General features: G+C 53.7%; 20 protein-coding genes. 2 read left to right on the top strand and 18 right to left on the bottom strand.

Translation table 11 applies throughout. The features are described 5' to 3' along the window. Positions 1-198 precede the first annotated feature (198 nt). The 4 genes from ROJ03_RS09115 to thrS are packed head-to-tail and all read right to left on the bottom strand — an operon-like array spanning position 199 to position 4,948. Entirely contained in the window at positions 199-990 is a 792-nt protein-coding gene (locus ROJ03_RS09115; protein WP_313726724.1) for an HAD-IIB family hydrolase, read from the bottom strand. A gap of 29 nt (positions 991-1,019) precedes the next feature. Beyond that, the gene (gene pgsA / locus ROJ03_RS09110) at positions 1,020-1,616 is read right to left on the bottom strand and encodes a CDP-diacylglycerol--glycerol-3-phosphate 3-phosphatidyltransferase (protein ID WP_313726722.1); all 597 of its coding nucleotides are present in this window, start codon (positions 1,614-1,616) and stop codon (positions 1,020-1,022) included. A gap of 12 nt (positions 1,617-1,628) precedes the next feature. Next, complete coding sequence (locus ROJ03_RS09105) at positions 1,629-3,143, bottom strand: carboxypeptidase M32 (RefSeq protein ID WP_313726721.1); 1,515 nt, start codon at positions 3,141-3,143, stop codon at positions 1,629-1,631. Positions 3,144-3,202: 59 nt separating this feature from the next. Further along, the gene (gene thrS / locus ROJ03_RS09100) at positions 3,203-4,948 is read right to left on the bottom strand and encodes a threonine--tRNA ligase (protein WP_313726720.1); all 1,746 of its coding nucleotides are present in this window, start codon (positions 4,946-4,948) and stop codon (positions 3,203-3,205) included. Between the two features lie 105 nt (positions 4,949-5,053). Here thrS and ROJ03_RS09095 point away from each other — a divergent pair, with 105 nt between their 5' ends. Next, entirely contained in the window at positions 5,054-5,296 is a 243-nt protein-coding gene (locus tag ROJ03_RS09095) for a hypothetical protein (RefSeq protein WP_313726719.1), read from the top strand. Positions 5,297-5,320: 24 nt separating this feature from the next. On the opposite strand, the gene ROJ03_RS09090 is transcribed toward ROJ03_RS09095, so the two are convergent. The 14 genes from ROJ03_RS09090 to ROJ03_RS09025 all read right to left on the bottom strand — a co-directional run bounded on the left by ROJ03_RS09090 (position 5,321) and on the right by ROJ03_RS09025 (position 19,606). Further along, positions 5,321-5,803 carry a GAF domain-containing protein gene (locus ROJ03_RS09090; RefSeq protein WP_313726718.1) on the bottom strand — a complete coding sequence of 161 codons (483 nt, stop codon included), beginning with the start codon at positions 5,801-5,803 and terminating at the stop codon, positions 5,321-5,323. 3 nt (positions 5,804-5,806) lie between these two features. Then, positions 5,807-7,276, bottom strand: coding sequence for a monomeric [FeFe] hydrogenase (locus ROJ03_RS09085; RefSeq protein ID WP_313726717.1), 1,470 nt, complete (start codon positions 7,274-7,276; stop codon positions 5,807-5,809). Beyond that, complete coding sequence (locus ROJ03_RS09080; RefSeq protein ID WP_313726716.1) at positions 7,269-7,535, bottom strand: NAD(P)H-dependent oxidoreductase subunit E; 267 nt, start codon at positions 7,533-7,535, stop codon at positions 7,269-7,271. The genes ROJ03_RS09085 and ROJ03_RS09080 overlap by 8 nt, the downstream gene beginning before the upstream one ends. A gap of 17 nt (positions 7,536-7,552) precedes the next feature. Continuing rightward, positions 7,553-8,746 carry a SpoIIE family protein phosphatase gene (locus ROJ03_RS09075; protein ID WP_313726715.1) on the bottom strand — a complete coding sequence of 398 codons (1,194 nt, stop codon included), beginning with the start codon at positions 8,744-8,746 and terminating at the stop codon, positions 7,553-7,555. Beyond that, positions 8,743-10,566, bottom strand: coding sequence for a [Fe-Fe] hydrogenase large subunit C-terminal domain-containing protein (locus ROJ03_RS09070; RefSeq protein ID WP_313726714.1), 1,824 nt, complete (start codon positions 10,564-10,566; stop codon positions 8,743-8,745). The genes ROJ03_RS09075 and ROJ03_RS09070 overlap by 4 nt, the downstream gene beginning before the upstream one ends. After that, positions 10,563-10,835 carry a (2Fe-2S) ferredoxin domain-containing protein gene (locus ROJ03_RS09065; RefSeq protein ID WP_313726713.1) on the bottom strand — a complete coding sequence of 91 codons (273 nt, stop codon included), beginning with the start codon at positions 10,833-10,835 and terminating at the stop codon, positions 10,563-10,565. Before ROJ03_RS09065 ends, ROJ03_RS09070 begins: the two co-directional genes overlap by 4 nt. Positions 10,836-11,035: 200 nt before the next feature. After that, positions 11,036-11,707, bottom strand: coding sequence for a redox-sensing transcriptional repressor Rex (locus tag ROJ03_RS09060; RefSeq protein WP_313726712.1), 672 nt, complete (start codon positions 11,705-11,707; stop codon positions 11,036-11,038). 2 nt (positions 11,708-11,709) lie between these two features. Further along, a complete protein-coding gene (gene ispH, locus ROJ03_RS09055; RefSeq protein WP_313726711.1) occupies positions 11,710-12,567 on the bottom strand; it encodes a 4-hydroxy-3-methylbut-2-enyl diphosphate reductase in 858 nt (285 codons plus the stop codon). A 72-nt stretch (positions 12,568-12,639) separates the two neighbouring features. Continuing rightward, a complete protein-coding gene (secF, locus tag ROJ03_RS09050) occupies positions 12,640-13,845 on the bottom strand; it encodes a protein translocase subunit SecF (protein ID WP_313726710.1) in 1,206 nt (401 codons plus the stop codon). Beyond that, positions 13,846-15,573, bottom strand: a complete 1,728-nt coding sequence (gene secD / locus ROJ03_RS09045) for a protein translocase subunit SecD (protein WP_313726709.1) — start codon at positions 15,571-15,573, stop codon at positions 13,846-13,848. It lies immediately after the preceding gene. Positions 15,574-15,599: 26 nt separating this feature from the next. Next, positions 15,600-16,124 carry a preprotein translocase subunit YajC gene (gene yajC, locus ROJ03_RS09040; protein ID WP_313726708.1) on the bottom strand — a complete coding sequence of 175 codons (525 nt, stop codon included), beginning with the start codon at positions 16,122-16,124 and terminating at the stop codon, positions 15,600-15,602. A gap of 203 nt (positions 16,125-16,327) precedes the next feature. Further along, the gene (gene groL, locus ROJ03_RS09035; RefSeq protein WP_313726707.1) at positions 16,328-17,962 is read right to left on the bottom strand and encodes a chaperonin GroEL; all 1,635 of its coding nucleotides are present in this window, start codon (positions 17,960-17,962) and stop codon (positions 16,328-16,330) included. Positions 17,963-18,077: 115 nt separating this feature from the next. Then, positions 18,078-18,944, bottom strand: a complete 867-nt coding sequence (locus tag ROJ03_RS09030; protein ID WP_313726706.1) for a DUF92 domain-containing protein — start codon at positions 18,942-18,944, stop codon at positions 18,078-18,080. Next, the gene (locus ROJ03_RS09025) at positions 18,941-19,606 is read right to left on the bottom strand and encodes a hypothetical protein (protein WP_313726705.1); all 666 of its coding nucleotides are present in this window, start codon (positions 19,604-19,606) and stop codon (positions 18,941-18,943) included. Before ROJ03_RS09025 ends, ROJ03_RS09030 begins: the two co-directional genes overlap by 4 nt. Before the next feature lie 264 nt (positions 19,607-19,870). Between ROJ03_RS09025 and ROJ03_RS09020 the strand changes: the two genes are divergently transcribed. Further along, positions 19,871-20,149, top strand: a complete 279-nt coding sequence (locus tag ROJ03_RS09020; protein ID WP_313726704.1) for an RNA-binding protein — start codon at positions 19,871-19,873, stop codon at positions 20,147-20,149. The last annotated feature ends 22 nt before the right edge of the window (positions 20,150-20,171 follow it).

Genomic DNA, 20,171 nt, shown 5'->3' with positions numbered 1-20,171 from the left:
TAATGCTTCCCGGAAGCTTTCGCTTCCACGCTCCATCAACGGCCGTTACCGGCAATCACTTCGCGTATATCTTCTCTTCTCTTCTCTCATATATCTGTCAAAAATCTGCTACTGAACTTTTCTGTTGCTCAGCGTGCTCAGACAACATAACAAAATTGACTCTTTAGTGTCAAGCGTTCTTTTCAAAGAAATGGAGAATTAATGCATCTTGTTCGCAAGCAGTGCCCCAGCAATCTCACAAAACCCCGCCCCGCCCTCATTTTGTGCGACATAGCGTGGAAGATCATGCATCTGGGAACTATGCCTTCTGATGTTTCCCACCCCAAAGCTCAAGGGAAAACAGGAAAACATCACCTGGTCATTGGGAGCATCCCCACAATAGCAACTGACCCTTTGCATCGTCTCGCTATCGAGGGAGAGCACATCCCTGAAGAAGGCTTCTGTGCCCCGTCTCTTGTCGAACTGCCCAAACCAGGCATTCACATGGATGGAACTGACAGCAGTGCCGGCACCCATCTCCCTACAGATTGCAACGACCCTGTCGATCCCTTCGCGGGAAAGGTAGGGAGGTTCACTGCCATGGTCGAAGGCGATGTCATAGATACGGGCAAACTGGTCGCTGGAGAGCTTTGCCTCAGGAACAAGGCTGAGAACCTTGTCGATGAGATCCTTGGCCCTTTGTCCATACCCCTCTTTTTGGATGGAAGGATGCACATAGTGCCTGATGACCCCATGCTCCCTATACATGCAGACCGCCCCGCTTTCGCTGAGGACAGCCTCTACCGGCCACTGCCGCAGGTAGGTGTCACCCCAACCAGCCGAACCTCCGGTGACACAGATGACCTTGAAACCCGAGTCGTGGAGTTTCCACAACGCATCAAGGCCCTCAGGGTGCAACTTCCCATTTGTGGTGATCGTATCGTCAACATCGGTGAGTACATAGGAAATAGGGGCGACCTCCTGCCTCGAAAGCAGAGAGAAAGGGCGCATTGTAGAACAGTCATCCACCACCATGCCGCTTACCGGGAGAGGGTGGAGAGGCTACCATCGCGGATGATGGCCCGTACATAGGTGAGCAAGGACGCAGCCGAGGCAAAGGCTGCCAGGGCAAACACCACAGTCAGGACCGATGCGATCGGGGAGAGCCAGGAGGCATCCACGAACCATCGGGTGAGGGCAATGTAGAGCACACCGGCCGCCCCACTGACAGCATAGAGCACAGCCTTCATCTTTCCCCAGATGTTTGCGGCAACAGGCTTTCCTTTCCCCATCATCAGCATCCTGATAAAGAGGATGAAGAACTCACGCCACATGATGATGATGAAGGTCCAAGAGGGCATGAGCCCATATCCTGTAAGGCATACAAAGTAGGTCAGGCGGGAAAAGGTGTCGGCAAAAGGGTCCATCACCTTGCCCAAATCGGTAACCAGCTTATATTTCCTTGCAATGATGCCATCCAGCAGGTCTGTCATTTCGGTACAGACCAGCAACACAATGGTAAGGATGGATGAGATCTTCCCCAATTCGGGACCGACCCAAAGCGGGAGGTTGAAGGAGATGAAAAACAGCGGTGCCATAATCAGACGGGAAACAGTAAGCTTATTCGGAATATTCATAGACGACCTCTATTAGCCGAACAAGCGGCTGAATTTAGCTTCAAGGTAACTGGTGTAGAGCGTCGCGTCAAGAGCCTTTGCCGTCACCTGCTTCAGCAGATCAGCAGGTCTGTAGAGACTTCCCTTTGCATAGATTCGCTCATTCAGGTAGCCAGAGAGGGCCGAGAGGTTCCCTTCCCGAACCAGGGCTTCCACCTCCAGCTCTTCATGCATCTTCTCCCATATCTGGGAGCCATAGAGGTTTCCCAGGGCATAGGTAGGAAAGTACCCAAAGTCACCACTACTCCAATGGACATCCTGCAACACCCCTTGGGCATAGGTCTTGGGAACAACCCCCAACAAGGCCCTGGACTTTGCATTCCAGGCTTCGGGGAGGTCATCCATACCCAGGTTTCCAAAGAGCATCTCCTGTTCCAGTTCGAACCGCATCATGATGTGCAGCGAATAGCTCACCTCATCGGCATTCACCCTGATAAGGGATCGCTCGACCTTGTTTGCAGCCTGCAAGAACCTCTTGAGGCTGACACCCTCGGTCTGGGATGGGAAAAAGTCGCAGAACAGCGGATAGTAGTGGATCCAGAAGCTTTCGCTCTTTGCCACCATATTCTCCCACAGCCTGCTCTGTGATTCATGCATCCCAAGCGAGGCGGCATTTGCCACACTCGTCCCCTTCTGCCTGCCTACATTCATCCCCATCTCATAGAGGGCATGCCCACCCTCATGGATTGTCGAACTGAACGAGTCCAACACACTGGGATCGGTGTACCGGGTAGTGATGCGAATGTCATCGCCTCCCAGCGTCGAGGTAAACGGATGGACAGAGACAGCTCTCATGCCACGGCTGAAATCAAAGCCCATATCCTTCAGGACAATCTGGGAAAAGGCTTCCTGCCTGGCAACAGGATAGTCAAGCCGGAGAAAGCTGTCATCGACCTCCTTGTCCGAGAGCCTATCGACAAGGGAGACCAACGCCGGTTGTATGGCCGAAAAGAGGGTCTGGACCTCAGAGCCTTTCATGCCAACCTCAAAATCATCCAGCAGCACATCGTAGCCACTGAAGCCCTCCCGACTGTAGCAGGAGGCCTTCTCACGCACCAAGGCGATGATCTCGCCCAGGTCCCTCTTGAACAGGTTCCAGTCATTCTGCTTTCTTGCCTCAACCCAGCTCTCATGGGCAAGGGAACCTTTTTCGCTCAGTGCACTGACCAGGGAAGAGGGAAGGCTCCTGTGCTTCTCCCAGTGACGGTACCTGATCCTGATAAGGGCCTTCTCGAAGGCAGAGCTGCCCGACCCTTCAGGCCTAGCCTGCCCAGCATCAAGTTGGGCGAGCAGGTCCCCCATCTCATTGCTGCAGGCAAGGGTGTGCATCTGGGAAGAGAGCCATCCCATCTGTTTGGCCCTCTCTGCAAAACCCTTCGGGGAAATGCCCATCTCCTGGTCCCAGGAGAGGACGGAGAGCATATGCTCAAGCATAACCAACTCGCGGTCGATCGCCTCAAGCCTCTCAAAAGCCTCTTCTCGTTTCATCCTGTCCTCCAACATGAAGAAGCCGGTTTGACCCGGCTTCTTCCATATGTGCATCGATCTTAGAGCTGTTCCTTGCTGGCAATCTTTGCCTTGACCAAGGAGACGAAATCGCTGTAGGCCAAACCATTTTCCTGCTTGCCGTTCCTGTAGCGGACCGAGATCAGGTCACCCTCCGCCTCTCGCTCGCCAACAATCACCATATAGGGGATCTTCAGCTGCTGGGCGTTGCGGATCTTGGCATTCATCCTGTCATCCCCAAGGTCGACTGAGGCCCTGAACCCTTCGGAGCGGAGACGCTTCTCAAGCCCTTTTGCATAGTCGTAGAAGTTCTCCCCAACAGGGATCACCTTGATCTGCTCAGGGGACAACCATGGGGGGAAGGCTCCAGCATAGTGCTCGATCAGCACACCGAAGAACCTCTCAAGGGAACCGAGCAGGGCGCGGTGGATCATGTACGGGCGCTTCTCGACACCATCGCGGTCGACAAAGGTCATGTTGAACCGTTCCGGCTCGTTGAAGTCGAACTGGACGGTGGACAGCTGCCATTCACGACCGATGGCATCCTTGACCTTCAGGTCGATCTTCGGGCCATAGAACGCCCCACCACCTTCATCGATCTCATAGCTGAGGCCTTCTGCAACGATGGCCTTTCTCAAGGCCTCGGTTGCATCTGCCCAACGCAGAGGATCCCCCACAGCCTTCTCCGGCATGGTGGAAAGATATGCGTTGATATCCTTGAACCCGAAGGAGTGCAACATGTGCAAGGAGAACCTGAGCACTTCCAGGATCTCGTCCTGCATCTGGTCAGGGGTGACGAACAGGTGGGCATCGTCCTGGGTAAAGCCTCGGACTCGCATCAGGCCATGCATCGCACCGGCCTTCTCGTATCGATATACAGTGCCGAGCTCTGCCCAACGGAACGGGAGGTCACGGTAGGAGTGCTTGCTGTTGTTGTAGATCATGATATGGAAGGGACAGTTCATCGGCTTGACATAGTAGTCGCTCTTGTCCATCTCCATCGGAGGATACATGCCTTCCTTATAGAAGCCGAGGTGGCCGCTGGTCTCCCAGAGCCATGACTTACCAATATGGGGGGTATAGACCATCTCGTAGCCGTTTGCGTAGTGCTCTTCCCTCCAGAAATTCTCGATCGCCTGACGAATCCTGGCCCCCATCGGGTGCCAGTACACCAAGCCGGGGCCTGCTTCTTCATGCAAGCTGAAAAGGTCGAGGTCCTTGCCGATCTTGCGGTGGTCCCTTTTCTCCACATCCTCAAGATGCTGCAGATAGAGGCGCAAATCCTTGGCGTTTGCCCAGGCGGTCCCATAGATGCGGGTAAGCATCGGGTTGGTCTCTTTCCCTCTCCAATAGGCACCGGCGATGCTCATGAGCTTGAAGGCATCACCCTTGAGCTCCTTGGAGGATTCGACGTGCGGGCCACGGCAGAGATCGGTAAAGCCACCGACACTGTAGAGGGAGACCTCCTCGTCCTCAGGGATGGCATCGAGCAACTCGAGCTTGTAGGTCTGGGAAGCGAAGACCTTCCTCGCCTCCTCGCGGCTTACCGCAGTACGGACAAAGGGCTTGTTCTCGGCGATGATGGCGCGCATCCTCTCCGAAATCTCTTCCAAATCATCGGCGACCAACTGCCTGGGCAGGTCAAAATCATAATAGAACCCATTCTCAATCGAAGGGCCGATGGCAATCTGTGCACTGGGGAACATCTCCAACACGGCCTCGGCCATAACGTGTGACATTGAGTGACGGATCCTGGAGAGTTTCTCTCCCACTTCCTCTTTAGCCATTCCTATCTCCTTTCCACCACAAACGGTGAATCAATACAAAAAAAAGAGCATTCATGCCTTCACCTTTCCGTTACGGCATGTTCCGTATCCGGCAAGGACGAAGACATGAAAGCTCTCATGTTTCCGCGGTTCCACCTTGCTTCCCTTCCAGCTCTACAGTCGCTGGAGAAGACGCTCATTCAACCTGTTTCGCCAGGTGTGCGGCATAGCCTACTGGTAGGACGTTCGGTATGCGGCTCAAAAGGGGTTTTCACCGGGCGCCTGCCAGACTCCTCTCAACCACCGAAGTGGGAGTCCTCTCTGTCACACCGCTACCGACTACTCGTCTTTCTCAATGCCTTGGCATAAGAATGCGTACAAGAGCCAAATTAGTCAAGACCAAAGCCTCGCTCCCAACAGGGAAGCAACCGCTTCGCCCATCCTCTGGTCCTCAGGTGAAAACCTCTTCCTGTATGGGCTGTCCATATCAAGCAGGGCAACAAGGTTGCCCTCCCCATCCAATATGGGGACGACCAACTCGCTCAGGCTTGCACCATCGCAGGCGATATGGCCGGCAAACTGGTGCACATCATCGACAAGCACACTCTCCTTTGTGGTTGCGCTTTTGCCACACACCCCTCTGGAGAATGCTATGTCGGTACAGGCTACCTTCCCCTGGAAAGGACCAAGGACGAGGTGTTCCCTTCCCGGAATCCGTACATAGAAGCCAACCCAGTTGACCCTTTCAAGGTGCTGCCAAAGAAGCGCCGCCGCATTGGCAAGATGGCAGTACCTCCGCTCGATACTGCCTTCCCAATCCCCCACCAAGGCTTCCATCTGCTCGAGGAGGGTCCCCTCACCCTTGAATTCACTCATCACCTACCCCCTGGGTATGGGATCGCGCATCGCCTTGACAGGGGTCGATGCCTTGTTTCCTCCGCGAAGACGGATTGCAACCGAAGGCTTGACTACCGTACCGGGGCCGTTGATGCAGCCACCCTCACAGCACATCACCTCCACAAGGTCTGCCTCTGGCGGACGCTTCTCCCACACCTTCATCGTACGGAACATCTTCTTGTCAATGCCATCGATGGAGAGCACATCCACATCCTGGGGGTTGTCAAGCCTCCTGAGCACACTGGCAGCTACCCCACTGGAAAGGGCAAACTCCCGGCAATCCTCAAACAGGGCAGTATCACCGAGGTCGGCGCCTTCCATCTCACGGACATCTATCCCTTTTGCCATGAACAGTGAGGCAAGCTCGCTGAAGGTGATGACCCCATCGACATCAGCTGTCTTGGCGGCCTCGACCTTCTTGGCAAGACAGGGCCCGATGAAGACAGTCTTTGTCCCTGCATGCTGGGCCTTGCTCCACCGGGCGGTATACCCCATCGGCGAAAGGGCTACAGAACGGCGACCATCCAGGAACGGAAGGTGCTTGTCCACTATTTCCATATAGGCAGGGCAGCAGCTGGTGGTCATGTAGCCAGCCTTGCTCTCCTTGCGACTGGTCAACTCCTCGGCCTCATGTACGCTGGTTGTCTCAGCCCCTTGGGATACCTCGACCACAGAAGAGAAGCCGGATGCAAGCAAGGCCCCCTTGATCTGGGCCAACGTCCCAGGAAACTGGCCCTCGATGGCAGGAGCTATCATGGCCGTCACATGTTCCTTGGCCTTGAGCATCTTCACCACCGGGATCAGACCCGAGCGCTCCACGATCGCCCCGAAGGGACAGCTCATGGCACATCGGCCACAGCTTATGCACTTCTTGTAGTCGATCTCGACATACCCATCCTTGTTCTTTTCCACAGCATTCACCGGGCAGGCCTCTTCGCAGGGAACGGGGATGTGCACCACCGCATGGAATGGGCAGACATCCTTGCATTTGCCGCAACGGATGCACCTTGCCTCATCGATGCGTGCCTGTCCATTGATGAAGGTGATGCAATCCTTCGGACAGTTGGCTAGACAGGGCCGGGCAAAGCAACCACGGCAGGCGTCACTTATCAGGTAGCGGTCTGGAGGGCATGACGAACAGGCTGTAGAGATGGTGGTGAGGATCGGAACCGGTGGGGTATCCTTTTCCAGGACCTCCTTCACATATTCGCTGAGGCTCTTCATCTCATCGTCATAGCGTTCAATGTCGATGCCAAGCATCGCCATGATCCTGTAGCGGATCATGGCACGCTCCTTGTAGATGCAGCATCTGTTGGGAACCCGCTCCTTGGGGATGATCTGGAAAGGAATCTTGTCGGCACTCTCGACCAGGGTATCGTCAAAGAAATGCTTGAGAACCTCGGTCTGCACCCTGCGTTTGATCAGGGTGTACTGGTTGTTCATCTCAAGCATTTACAGCCTCCGCGAGCAGGGTGCAGAACCGCTCCTGGGTCATGTCACCATAGATGACAGAGCCTATCTGCACAAATGGAGCCCGGGCGTTTGCATCGGATTGCTTGCATTTGCCGAGGCAGGAGACCCCTTCGATCTCGCAATTGGCAAGGACCACAGGGTCCAGAAACTCATGATAGAGCAACAGGTCAGCCCCACCTTGCACAAAGCAGGCGGTTCCTACACAGATCCTAACGGTCACTCTCTCTTTCTTGCCCATGAAAAACTCCTCTGCCTCTACAAGTACTCCTGTGAGGTCTCTTTTAGGTAATTGTCCTCGAGAGCTTTTCTCAGTCTCCCGATTATCGTTCTGCGAATCCCTATCTCCACCGGGATGCTGGGGTCCTGGTGCGCATCATTGATCTTCGTCCCCACGATGAAGTGCACCTGGTCGCTGTCCTGCATCACCTCGACAAACTTACGTACCGCATCGTTGGGAAGGCTGCGCACAGACCTCTTCTCTTCCAGGACGGTCGCCACCTTGCTCAGGGTTAGCATACCCTCAGTGACCAGGTCGACACCTTCCATGGTCGAACAGGGAGGGACATCCGGTGACCAGCAGGAGAGGTCCACCTTCAGTTTCTTGCCAAACAGGCGGGAAACTATCAGGGCGGTGGTACCTCCGCTGAGGATCTTCCTGCCTTCGAAGGCCCGAAGCTTCTCCCCCAGCAGTTCGTCCTTCTCCTTGGTGAAGGGAGGGCCTGTGACCACCAGGGTTCGGCGAGGCTTGCGTGCATAGACCACCATGCAGGTGATGTCGTCCTTGGAAGAGAGCCTATCCAACCCATTGGCCTTGCGTACGATGGCGCGGGACAGGTCGTGGGAGGAGATGCTCGGATTGGCCTCAATCTGCTGTTGGGCAAACTGCCTTACCCCATCCAGACGCCAACCCAGGGGAAGGCCCTTGCCCATCCCCGCCTGGGTAACCCCGTCACTGAAGACGATCAGGCGATCCCCGACGGACATCTTGAAGACCGAGCGTGAGAGCACTTCCTTCTTGAAGGCCCCATCCCGTTGCAGGTCTATCATCTCCCGATCCCAAGGCAGGGGGGTGCTATCCCGAAAGAGCAAGGCCGGTGGATTGTCGTACTCCACCAGGTTCACCTGGATGTCATCCAGCGAAGGGTGGCGGATATCGACGATGGAGAAGGTCGCGTAGCTGATCTTCCGCTCCTTGCACACCGGCAGGGTATTCATGATGATCTTGGCCGAATGGGTGAGGTCCATCTCACTGAAACTCAGCTTGTGCGCCATATGGGCGGTGAGGCTGGCAAGGACATTGGCCTTGACCCCGCTGCCCAAGCCATCGCTGAGCGTGCACACGATCTGGTTGCGGTCGGGATTGCGGGAGAGCAAAAAGACATCCCCCCCAATCTTCTGGCCGGTCTTGTAGATCTGTGCATAGTCGACATCGATGAATACGTCGTTCATGTTAGGTCCTGCTGCTCATCTTTGGTAAATCCGTTGACTTCCCCGTTACCGGGCACCTTGAATGCATCGATGAGGCTGTTGAGCATGATCTCGGTATCGGCGGCATTCTCCCCCAACAGGGAAGCGATCTGCTGTACGGTCTCCAGGCTCTTCTGTATGACATCCTCAGCCTTCTTGATGACCGTCTCCCTACGCACCGTAGGGGTGGTGATGTCTTCAAAGAGAGCCCCCACCAGACGCTGTTTCTCTACGGAGAAGAAGGTCACCCGCAAAAACTTGTCCTGGTAGTGGAGGCGATACTGTTCGGCCTTGGCATAGGTGAACTGCTCGCGGAACTTCTCATGGAAGGGAACGAACCGTTCCAACGGGAGGCCTGCAACCATGTTGAGCATATCCCCGTCCAGAGGGAAATCCACCTCAGAGAAGAGGCGCAAAAAGCCATTGTTGCAGTCGACAATCTTCAGGGCGTCGTCGACGATGACAACCCCGATGGGAATGGTGCGTAGCAGCACGTCCATCTTGCCCTGCGCCTCCTTTCTCATCTTGGTGACACACATCTCAGGCTCGGCCATGCCATCGAGATAGGCGATGGCCATCTCCCTGCAGCTGTTGTAGCCACAACCCCCGCAGTTGAGCTCCTCCTGCTTGTCGGCCTTGCCCAAGAGGTGAAGGGCCTGTTCAATCTCCTCGTCGCTGTGGTACTTCCCAAAGAGGGTGGAAGGCTCCGCCTCCCGGGCCAAGGCAGGTTTCTCGACCAGTGAATAGCCCGAGGCCAACAGCGAGGAGACAAACTGCGGATCGCCCGAAAAGGTCTCTTGCTGAGTGGTGATCCTTGAACGGGTATACCGCGAGGCAAGACCTTTCTTGGAGGCAGAGGACCGACCTGTCTCACTCCCCGGGCCATTGATGCACCCACCCTCGCAGAACAGTAGCTCCAGAAAGTCTCTATTCTGATTGTCCTGGACCATACCCTTGAGGGTGCTTACCACCTGGTCAGAACCGCTGATGGCTACCGCATGGGTCTGGAAGGGGTCGCTGCCCCAATGCATCGATGCTATCATGCCCCCTTCTACAGGGTAGAGGGTGGACTTGCCTGCAGCACATGGAAGGAAGGGAGGGACACTCTCCTCTGCAGCTTCCAGCTGGCCCGTGATGGCATCAAGGTCGATCTGCTCCTCCTCAAGCCAGGAGCGAAGCTCCCCAAAGGTAAGGGCGAAATCGGGGTAACCCGGGGTTTCGTCGGCCTCGATCTTCTTGGCAATGCAAGGGCCGATGAAGACAATGCCGATATCCTGGCCATACAGCTTGCGCAAATAGGCGCTATGACACTGCAAGGGAGAGGGGACCTTACTCAGCGAAGGAACCAGGGAGGGGTAATATTTCTTTACTATCTGTACCACGGTAGGGCAAGCGGTCGATATCCAGTCACACCTGCCGTCATGCTCGGAGGCATACTGCTCGATGCTGGCATTGACCAGGGCGGCACCGATGGCTGTCTCGCTGGTGGCAAAGAAACCCAGGCGCTTGAGGGCAACGACCAGGGCATCGACCCTGTTGGGAAATTCTGCAGCCACCGAAGGTGCAAGCGAGCAAAAGACCTTGCGCTCACTCTTGAGGAATTGCTTGACCCGGGCCAAATCGTTCCGGATCTTCTTGGCATGGGAGGGACAGGTATCGACACAGTTGCCGCAGTAGATACAACGGTCCTTGACCACCACAGCCGATCCCTCATGGACCTGAATGGCCTTTACCGGACAGGAACGGACGCACTTGTAGCAATCCCTACACTCGGTAAGCTCAGTATAGATTGGGTATATCATCGCCCATTCCTATCTTGGACCGACTCGCTGTGCAAGGCAGCCTCGAGCAGGTCGATCACACAATCGGATGAGACCCCACTGTGGGTTATTTCACCGATCTTGATGTTCGGGCCTTTCGAACAGGCCCCAAGACAGAGGTGCCCGATCAGGTCGACCCTCTCTTCAAGGTGCTTGTCGGCAATATACCGTTCAAGTGTTGCCAGAGTCTGCGCATTTCCCCTGGCGAAACAAGAACTGCCCATACACAATTCGACGGTTATTTTTTCCATGTTGGTCCCCATTGCATTCACGTTCTGCCGCTATGGTATCCATTTGTCCAACAAGAGTCAACAAAATCTTGAAATTTGGATTTTAACCTACCAAAAATGGTATTTATATTATCTATAATAGACAACAAACCCTTTTTAATATTCCTTATGAGATATTAAAAAGGGTTCTGATGAAGTTTCAAAGATTTTCTTGGCATTATCTACCAGTCATCTACCTCACTGGCAAGATCCTCATCGGCAATCTTTCGCTTAACCTTTGCGGAAAGGACAGCAAAGCTCGTAGCCAGGTCGGTACGTTGGACAACGACCCGTTCGGGAAGCTTCAGGTCCTTCGGTGCAAAATTCCAGATCGCCAGGATTCCGCAGTCCACCAGGAGTTCCGCTACCTCCTGGGCATGGTTGGCGGGTACGGCAAGCACGCCGATATTCACATGGTTGGCGTTGAGGTACTCCTTGATGTCGGAAATGGAGTAGACAGGGACCTCGCCCAGCTTTGCCCCCCACTTCACCTCATCTATATCAAAGGCCGCCACAATCTTCAGCCCATAGGTATCAAAGCCCTCATAGCGGGCAAGGGCCGAACCCAGGTGGCCTGCCCCGATCAGGATGGCATCGGTGGCATTGTCCCATCCCAGGGTATGGATGATGGCATCGATGAGCCGATGGATCACGAACCCCACCTTGGGTTTCCCTTCGATCCCGGTGCAGGAGATATCCTTTCTGACCTGTATGGGTTTCAACCCGAGCTCTTCAGCCAAGGCTGTTGCAGAGACCATCTCCTGGCCCTCTTCACGGTACTGCTTCAACAGCCGCAAATAGGAAGGAAGCCGTTTTATTGTAGGAATGGGTATTCCGCGATGTATGTCATCCATGATCATACCTCCTTAAGTATCTCTAGTACTTCTTCGATGGTTGCAGGAGGAGTCGAGGCCCCGGCAGTTACGCCAAGTATACCATAGCCTCTCATCTCAGGGAGAATTTCCTCCGCACTCTCAATATGCCATGCCGGCTTCCCCTGCTGGACAACCAGGGAGTAGAGGGCCTTTGTATTGGCACTCTCCTTGCCCCCGATCACCAGGATTGCATCACACCTGTGTGCCAGGCGGAGAGCTGCATCCCGCCGGCTGACGGAACTTGGGCAGACCTCATTGCAGAACCGAATATCATAGCCTTGCTCAATCTCCTCCAACAGCTTGGAACGGATCTCCTGCCAGAGGATTCGGTCGAAGGTTGTCTGGATAAAGACGGCATACGCCTTTCCCTTTTCCAGCTTGGCGATATCCTCTGGGTGGCTTATTACCACAGCCTCACACCCGGTACAGTCACCTTCCACCCCCAACATGGCCAGAGTCTCAGGATGGTTCTCATGGCCCACTATGACGATGGTGGCACTACCTTGGTTGGCCGCTATGAGCCTAAGGTTGCGCGACACTACTGGGCAGGTCGCATCAATAAGGGTAAAGCCAGCTTCGGAGAACTGCCTCCGCAAGGCATCAGGTACCCCATGTGCCCGAAGCACGACCAGCCCTGGCTCATGCCCCAAGGGAGAGGATATCGTCACCAGACCCTGCTGCTCAAAAGCCAGACAGACCTGCTTGTTATGGATGACCTTTCCAAGCGAGTAGACAGGCACGCCCTTCTCGTGTGCATCCTGTATGGCAAGGTCCACCATGGAGATGGCACGTGAGACACCTCCACAATAGCCCATGGTATCCGAAAGTAGAATTTCCAACACAATCCCCCTAAACGAAAGACGCCACCGCAAGGAAACCCCACGGCGGCGTATTCGCAACAAAGATGCAAGTTACTCTGCCGTAACGACCTTCTGAACAACATTTGCCTTTTTCTGTGCCTTGCTGATCCAATAGAGCATCGTTGGTGCGAGCAAGTTGGAGGAGTAGGTACCGAAGAGGATTCCAAAACCCATGTTAATGGCAAACATCCTAATGTCACCACTGGCAAAGATTGCCAACGGAAGAATTGCAACCAGCGTTGTTACCGCACTCATTATGGTACGGGACATCGACTGGGTAACACTCTTGTCAATCTGGGCTGCGAGTGAAGCACTCTTGTTCAGGCTGACATTTTCACGGACACGGTCAAAAATTACAATGGTATTGTTCAGCGAATATCCAATGATGGTCAACAAGGCTGCAATCGTGGTGCTGGAGAATTCGAACCTAAAGAGGGCGATGACTCCGAGCAACATCAACACGTCATGCAACAATGCGATCAAAGAGGATACTGCGTAGGCAAACTTGAACCGGAACCAGACATATACCAGGATCAAGGCCATTGCGACGATGATGGCAAGGATGGAGCTGGAAAGCAGGTTCGCACTGAACTTTGCACCGATGTAATCGCTGGAAAGGACAACAACGCTACCCTTTCCGAAATAGGAATCAAGAGCTCCCCTGACAGCCTCTTCCATGGAGGATTGGGTGTCATTGTCCTTGATGCCCAAACGGACCTGGAAGGTCTGGGAATCGGAAGCGCCAATGGTCTGGACCTTCACGTTACCCAAATCATTCAAAGCTGATCGGATCTCTTCGATGGACACGGCCCCGGTAGCCTTGAAGTTCAGCTTGGTCGGCTCTTGGGAAAGCGTGGCAGGAAAGCCATACCCCGAGAGCAGGTTTGCTGTCAGCAAGGAGCCGTCAATGGCCGTTGCCGTGATCTTGTCAACTGCATTCAAGGCAGCAGCAAGGTCAGAGGCGGTAGGATATGATGCTGACTTGAAGAGTGTCACAGCAACCCCTTCAGAACCACGCATCTCCAGGGAGAGGGAGGATCCGGTGATGGAGAGGGTGGCATCTTCTGAACCAGAGTAGCTGACCGACAGGCCGGCAGGAGCTACCTGGATGCGCTGGCTCAAGCCGCTCTCAAAGTCAACCCCGAGGTTGAAGCCACCATTTACCACAAGCGAGATACCTCCAACAAGCAGGAGGACTATCGCCAGAATCCAAGAATACCAACGGAATTTGGTGACAGGAATATCTTTCTTTACCATTTAGTTTTTCCTCCAGCTGATGTGCAACTTTTTGCCTTCACGGTCGGTAACAGCTGCATCAAAAATCAAGTGAGACACAAACAGGGCGGTAAATACCGAGCTTACGATACCAATTGCCAAGGTGTTTGCGAATCCTTTGACCGAACTGCTACCAAGCTGGGACAGTACCAAGGCTGCAATGATGGTCGTGATGTTCGCATCCATGACCGTCCAGAAAGCCTTGTCAAAACCGGCCCTGACAGAAGCAATATCGCTCTTGCCCAACCTACGCTCTTCCTTGATACGCTCAAAGATGATGACGTTGGTATCTACGGCCATACCTAGGGTCAGGATAAGGCCTGCCACACTGGTAAGGGTCAAGGTAAAGTTGAAGGCAGAGAGAACAGAGAGCATGATGACCACGTTGAAGAGCAAGGCCAGATTGGCAACCAGACCACTGACATGGTAATAGCCAAACATGAGCAACACTACCAACAGCAGCCCTAGGGCAATAGCCTTCAGACCTGCTGCAACAGCATCTTCACCAAGGGTGGCTCCAACTGCCTGCTGGCTGGAAACAGTCAGCTCGATCGGAAGGGCTGCAGTGCGCAGGACAATTGCCAAGTCATTGGCCTCTGCTGCGTTGAAGCCTGAGATCTGTACGGAGTTGCGGATCCCCTGGGTGATGGTGGCCATGGCCTTGACCTTTCCGTCCATGACAACTGCAAGGGTCTCGTTGACGTGGGTGGAGGTAAGCTTATAGAACACATCGCCGCCAACGCTATCAAGCTGGAAGTTGACCACAGGCCTGCCGGTGATGCCGTCGGTACTGGTGGTTGCACTTTCCAGATGGCTTCCGTCAAGACCTACTTCCTCTTCGATGACCACAAAGCGATCGAGTTCGTCGATGCCATAGCTGTCACTTACATAGTAGCCCGCTGCAAGCTTGCCAGCAGGGAGGAAATCAGGTTGCTTCAAGGCTCCACTGTCGGTATATACCTCAGAAGGATTGGCCTTGTAGTATGCATCAAGTTGTGTCGTCAAAGCGGTATCGACCATCTTGAACTCCAAGGACCCCTTGCCTCTGAGGAAGGAATTTACCCTCTCAGGATCGGCGGCTCCGGGAACTTCAATGAGAATCTGGTCTGTACCCTGCAGTCTGATGACTGGCTCACTGACACCAAACTGGTCGATGCGCTTTTCAAGGATCTCGATATCCTGCTTGACTGCTGCGGTAACTTGCGCAGCGGTGGCAGAAGAACCTTTCTTCGCCTCAAAGGCCTTCACATCGGCTTCAAGCAGGATGCTCATGCCGCCTCGAAGGTCAAGACCAAGCTGCAAAGCCTTGGCACTCAAGGCTTTGAGGCCAAGCAACTCGGTGCGATAATACTGCTCGCAGGAATCAAACAGATCCTGTTCATTGTAGAATCCTCCGAAAAGGGCTGCCACTGTCCATGTCTTGGGAACAGGTTTCTTCATGGCCTTGTAGTTGGCCTTGGCCTGTTCCTTAAGATATCCATACTCGTCCGGAAGGATGGTAAGGGAATCCTTCGCCACCAATTCCTTTAATGCACGAAGGTCCCGCGAAGCTTGTCCGCGTGAATATTCCTTGATCTGCACGTTCGAGCCTGTTGCCAATTCTTTGGTGCTCTGAGGTACCCCGCCGTACCACTTGAGTGTAGGATATAGGAAAAATCCACACATCAAGATCACCAGCAGAACAATCACCAGACGACTCCGTTTTTTCATGATACTCTCCAGATTGTCTCTATAGTTTAGTTTTTAGCGTCAGATTCGGGGGCCGTCTCGACAACGGTCGCATCAGTGGCAGATTCCTTCTTGGTCTTCTTCTTGTTGGAGACTGGGGCCTTCTCGGCTACAGCTTCCACAACGGTTGCCTCTTCTGTCTCGGGGGCAGCGACCTGTTCTACTTGGGCGTCTTTCTTGTTTTTCTTGTTGGAAGCCGTAGCGGTCTCAGCCTTGCGGTTGACGATGCTGCTGATGGCACTTCTGGAAAATTCAAGACGGGTGTTATCATCCACCTTCACAACCACAGAGGTTTCCTTGACGGTAATCACAGTCCCATGGATTCCTCCAATAGAGACTACCTTATCGCCTTTCTTGATGGAAGAGAGCATTTCCTTGGTATCCTTGTCTCGCTTCTTCTGTGGGCGAATGATCAGGAAGTAGAAAATGACGATGATGAGCCCGAACGTTACGAACGTGGTCATCATGGAACCGGTTGAGCTTGCTGCTCCAGAGGCCTCAGGGGCAGCCAATGCACTTAGAAATGACAACATGGATATATCCTCACTTTGATAGAAAATCGGATTACAGGAAACTGGGAAGAAGTTCACTTTCCATCCAATTTTCCAAGTACCGATTAAAGTAGCATGTTCAAGCTATGGTAGTCAAGTTTTACCATCTGTATCCTTGAGCATGCGATAGACACGAAGAAGGCCGCAAAGAATTACTTCCTTGCGGCCTTTTGCACTCTTAGACCTTACATCATGCCGCCCATGCCGTCTCCGCCACCACCCATGGAGGGTGCTGCTGGAGCTGGGATGTCTGCAATGGCACACTCTGTGGTTAGGATCAGAGCTGCAATGGATGCTGCATTCTGCAGTGCACTGCGGGTGACCTTCACAGGATCGATGATTCCTCTCTCGAACATGTTCACCCACTGCATCTGATCGGCATCGAAGCCCATGCCAACTGACTCGTGCTTGCACTTGTCAGCGATCAGGGAACCGTCAAGACCTGCATTCGCTGCAATCTGGCGGATGGGCTCCTCAAGAGCACGGCGTACAATCTTGTATCCGATCCTCTCATCCTCAGTCAGCTTGGAGAGGTCATATTCGCCAAGGGCCTTGGCAGCCTGGATCAGAGCCACACCACCGCCGGGGATTACTCCCTCCTCGATGGCTGCTCGGGTTGCACTGAGGGCATCCTCGACTCTATGTTTCTTTTCCTTGAGCTCGACCTCAGTTGCAGCACCAACGTTGAGTACAGCGACGCCGCCGGCGAGCTTGGCAAGTCTTTCCTGCAGCTTCTCGCGGTCATAGTCACTGGTGGTATCACCAATCTGCACCTTGATCTGGGCGATGCGATCCTTGATGTCAGACTGTTTGCCATTGCCATTGATGATGGTGGTATTCTCTTTCTCAACCTTGACGCTCTTGGCCCTTCCGAGCTGGGAGAGGTCTGCGTTCTCAAGCTTCAGGCCGAGTTCTTCGCTGATGACCTCACCACCGGTGAGCACTGCGATATCCTCGAGCATTGCCTTGCGGCGATCGCCAAAGCCAGGAGCCTTGACAGCAACTACATTGAGAATTCCCCGTACGCTGTTCACTACCAGGGTAGCAAGGGCTTCGCCATCAACATCCTCTGCAATGATGAGCAGGGGCTTGCTGGTCTGGGCAATCTTCTCAAGGATAGGAAGCAGCTCCTTCATGTTGGAGATCTTCTTGTCGTAGATAAGGATGAAGGGGTCATCCATGACGGTGGTCATGGTGTCGCGGTTGTTGCAGAAGTAGGCGGACAGGTATCCGCGGTCAAACTGCATGCCTTCCACAAAGTCAGTGGTGGTCTCGATGGTCTTGGACTCCTCAACGGTGATGACACCATCGAGCCCGACCTTCTCCATTGCATTGGCGATCTCGTCGCCGATGGTGCGGTCGTTGTTGGCGCTGATGGATGCGACCTGTGCGATCTCTTCCTTGTCCTTGATCATCTTCGCCTGTTTCTTGATCTCCACGACAGCATCGGCCACTGCCTTGTCGATACCACGGCGAATACCCATGGGGTTGACACCCGCTGCAACACTCTTCATTCCTTCCTTGGTGATAGACCAAGCAAGAACAGTAGCAGTGGTGGTTCCATCACCAGCAACGTCATTGGTTTTTGTTGCAACTTCCTTAAGAAGCTGGGCACCCATGTTTTCAAACGGATCTTCCAATTCTACTTCACGGGCGACTGAGACTCCGTCCTTGGTTACGGTAGGAGCACCGAACTTCTTGTCAATCACAACCAACCGTCCCTTGGGACCGAGGGTTGACATCACTGCACGGGAAATCTTTTCAACACCTGCCACTAAAGACTTGCGTGCCTCTTCGTTGAACTGCAATTGTTTTGCCATACTATATATCCTCACTTAAGAATATGTGGTCTAAAATATACCGGAGGGCCATATTCAATCCCACCGAGATGTAAGATACAAAGAAAAAAGCGGAGAAGCAAGTGCCAAATGCACTTTATCCCACAACAAGGGCAAGCGAAGCGGCCAGGAGCGTGGCTATCACATTGCTCATCAGGTTTACCAGGTCGTTGTCAATCCAGCCAAAGCCGCGTACCAAAGGAAGTTTCTCCCCGTTGAGGAGAGGGTGTTCGGTAAGTGAATCGCTCTCCTTGTTGTAGTAGTGGGCCTGTACCGTTGCGCCAAGGACGCTGTCCATGAGGCATCCAAAGAACCCACTTACTGCGACAACTGAAGCGTAGGCAAAACCCTTGGCTGTCAAGGGAAGAAAGTTGCCCATCCATGAGAGGGCGATGAGGGCCGAGCCCAGAAGCCCTGCAAGGCTGCCCAGCGCGCTGACAGCCCCCGAGAGCCCAGGTTTCATTGGCCGACCGGTGATGATGGAGACAGGCTTTGTCTTTGAGAGGATCCCTACCTCACCGGCGAAGGTATCACTGGCCGCCTCTGCAATGCTGGCACCAAACATGACCAGGACGACCATGGAGGGGGAGAAGTAGTACAGGACAGCCGCTACAAGGGCCATACCCCCATTGGCAAAGACCTGCATCCCATCCCTACGGCTTCCCTTTGCCTGGATCTTCAGTGCATCCACCTTGGACCTTCTTTTGGCAATCTTGCTCAGAACCCCTGCAGCGAGGAAAAACAGCATAAGCAGTGCAAGGGCGCCAAAACCCAGCAGATAGGTCGTGCCAAACCCGACCAGGAAGGCGGCGACGGCACCGCTGGCTGTCAGCTGCCTGACAACGTAGGAGACAAGGGCGATCACCAGCATCAAGAGGGCAAGCAGGAGCACTGGGTAGGGTCCGGCAAAAAACCACTGGTCGAACATCGCTGTGAAGGATCCTGAGTTAGGGACAAGATTCATACGAAAACCCCTACAAGAAACGCAGCGAGCAAGGGGACGGTAATGTTGTCCAACCCCAATGGGGTGATCGCCTCAACGACTGCGGAGACCAATCCCACAAGCAAAGCCACCCCAACAACCGTCCCGAGGGTGAGCGTAGTGGAGAGCAAGGCCAAGAAGGTGATGAGAAAACTCACCAGGAACATCACCATGGTCCCAAGGGAGGTCTTGCCACCTGAGGGGATGTTCAGCTTCCGTTTGCCCCATTTTTTCCCTATGAGGGCAGCAAGGCCATCCCCATAGCCCATGACCAACACCCCGACGCTGCAGGAAAGGAGAGAGAGCAGGCCCTGGTACTGCGCTATAACCAGCAGCAACAGGGTTACCGGGAAATAGATCAGGCCATAGTTGCGCTTCCTATCGTCCATACCAATGTACTTGCCCCAATCTCTGAAGGTAAAGAGGCTGTTGACAATGATGAAGAAGATAGGCCCGACAAGAGCATAGGCAAGTGTCGTGAAATAGGTGATTTCGATGAACCACCAATTGGATACCCCAATATGGATGATCTTACGCATGGTCTCACTGCTTATGCTTGTGCGCTTTCCCAGGACAAAGGCAAACACGATGACGGCCCCAAGAAAGGCGAAGGAAACTAGTAATCCGACAATATTGCTATTCATGTCAAGTATCATGCAGGCATGCACAAAGAATTGCAAGTAGAGCAGAAGCGTTGGAATGTCAAAAAAACCCTGAATAGAATAATTGACAGGCATACAGGCTCATGCTACCGTTAATCAGCTTTAGTTTTTGTGTTGCAGCTGGTCCGTTATCTAGATCCTTCAAGTGCGTTACTGAATCGCTCCTACAGACAGGTAAAAGCTCAAGACTGCGCCAAATAGAGCAAGTATTGTATTAGACAGGCAATGCCTGTGAAGGATGCTTTAATGGCAAAGAAAATCTATGTTGGTAACATGAGTTACAACACCTCCGAAGAAGAACTTCGGGACCTGTTTGCACAGTACGGAACCGTACTTAGTGCCAATATCATCATTGACCGCGAAACCCGCCGCCCCAAGGGGTTCGCTTTCGTAGAGATGGAAGAGGACACAGCTGCAGACGCTGCAATCTCCCAGCTCGATGGCACAGACCTGGGTGGTCGCAACCTTCGTGTGAACGAAGCAATTGCAAAACCTCGCCCAACACACAACAACTACCGTAACTAAGGTAGAGAAGTTTCGCTCAAAA

The organism is Sphaerochaeta sp. PS, assembly GCF_032144095.1.
Lineage (GTDB): Bacteria > Spirochaetota > Spirochaetia > Sphaerochaetales > Sphaerochaetaceae > Sphaerochaeta.
The sequence above is the reverse complement of the archived record's forward strand: the minus strand, read 5'-3'. Positions and strand labels throughout refer to the sequence as shown.

Excerpts from the sequence above, each read along its gene's own strand:
- ROJ03_RS09115 (WP_313726724.1), bottom strand. The coding sequence starts at position 990 with ATGCGCCCTTTCTCTCTGCTTTCGAGGCAGGAGGTCGCCCCTATTTCC.
- pgsA (WP_313726722.1), bottom strand. The coding sequence starts at position 1,616 with ATGAATATTCCGAATAAGCTTACTGTTTCCCGTCTGATTATGGCACCG.
- ROJ03_RS09105 (WP_313726721.1), bottom strand. The coding sequence starts at position 3,143 with ATGAAACGAGAAGAGGCTTTTGAGAGGCTTGAGGCGATCGACCGCGAG.
- thrS (WP_313726720.1), bottom strand. The coding sequence starts at position 4,948 with ATGGCTAAAGAGGAAGTGGGAGAGAAACTCTCCAGGATCCGTCACTCA.
- ROJ03_RS09095 (WP_313726719.1), top strand. The coding sequence starts at position 5,054 with ATGAAAGCTCTCATGTTTCCGCGGTTCCACCTTGCTTCCCTTCCAGCT.
- ROJ03_RS09090 (WP_313726718.1), bottom strand. The coding sequence starts at position 5,803 with ATGAGTGAATTCAAGGGTGAGGGGACCCTCCTCGAGCAGATGGAAGCC.
- ROJ03_RS09085 (WP_313726717.1), bottom strand. The coding sequence starts at position 7,276 with ATGCTTGAGATGAACAACCAGTACACCCTGATCAAACGCAGGGTGCAG.
- ROJ03_RS09080 (WP_313726716.1), bottom strand. The coding sequence starts at position 7,535 with ATGGGCAAGAAAGAGAGAGTGACCGTTAGGATCTGTGTAGGAACCGCC.
- ROJ03_RS09075 (WP_313726715.1), bottom strand. The coding sequence starts at position 8,746 with ATGAACGACGTATTCATCGATGTCGACTATGCACAGATCTACAAGACC.
- ROJ03_RS09070 (WP_313726714.1), bottom strand. The coding sequence starts at position 10,566 with ATGATATACCCAATCTATACTGAGCTTACCGAGTGTAGGGATTGCTAC.
- ROJ03_RS09065 (WP_313726713.1), bottom strand. The coding sequence starts at position 10,835 with ATGGAAAAAATAACCGTCGAATTGTGTATGGGCAGTTCTTGTTTCGCC.
- ROJ03_RS09060 (WP_313726712.1), bottom strand. The coding sequence starts at position 11,707 with ATGGATGACATACATCGCGGAATACCCATTCCTACAATAAAACGGCTT.
- secF (WP_313726710.1), bottom strand. The coding sequence starts at position 13,845 with ATGGTAAAGAAAGATATTCCTGTCACCAAATTCCGTTGGTATTCTTGG.
- secD (WP_313726709.1), bottom strand. The coding sequence starts at position 15,573 with ATGAAAAAACGGAGTCGTCTGGTGATTGTTCTGCTGGTGATCTTGATG.
- yajC (WP_313726708.1), bottom strand. The coding sequence starts at position 16,124 with ATGTTGTCATTTCTAAGTGCATTGGCTGCCCCTGAGGCCTCTGGAGCA.
- groL (WP_313726707.1), bottom strand. The coding sequence starts at position 17,962 with ATGGCAAAACAATTGCAGTTCAACGAAGAGGCACGCAAGTCTTTAGTG.
- ROJ03_RS09030 (WP_313726706.1), bottom strand. The coding sequence starts at position 18,944 with ATGAATCTTGTCCCTAACTCAGGATCCTTCACAGCGATGTTCGACCAG.
- ROJ03_RS09025 (WP_313726705.1), bottom strand. The coding sequence starts at position 19,606 with ATGAATAGCAATATTGTCGGATTACTAGTTTCCTTCGCCTTTCTTGGG.
- ROJ03_RS09020 (WP_313726704.1), top strand. The coding sequence starts at position 19,871 with ATGGCAAAGAAAATCTATGTTGGTAACATGAGTTACAACACCTCCGAA.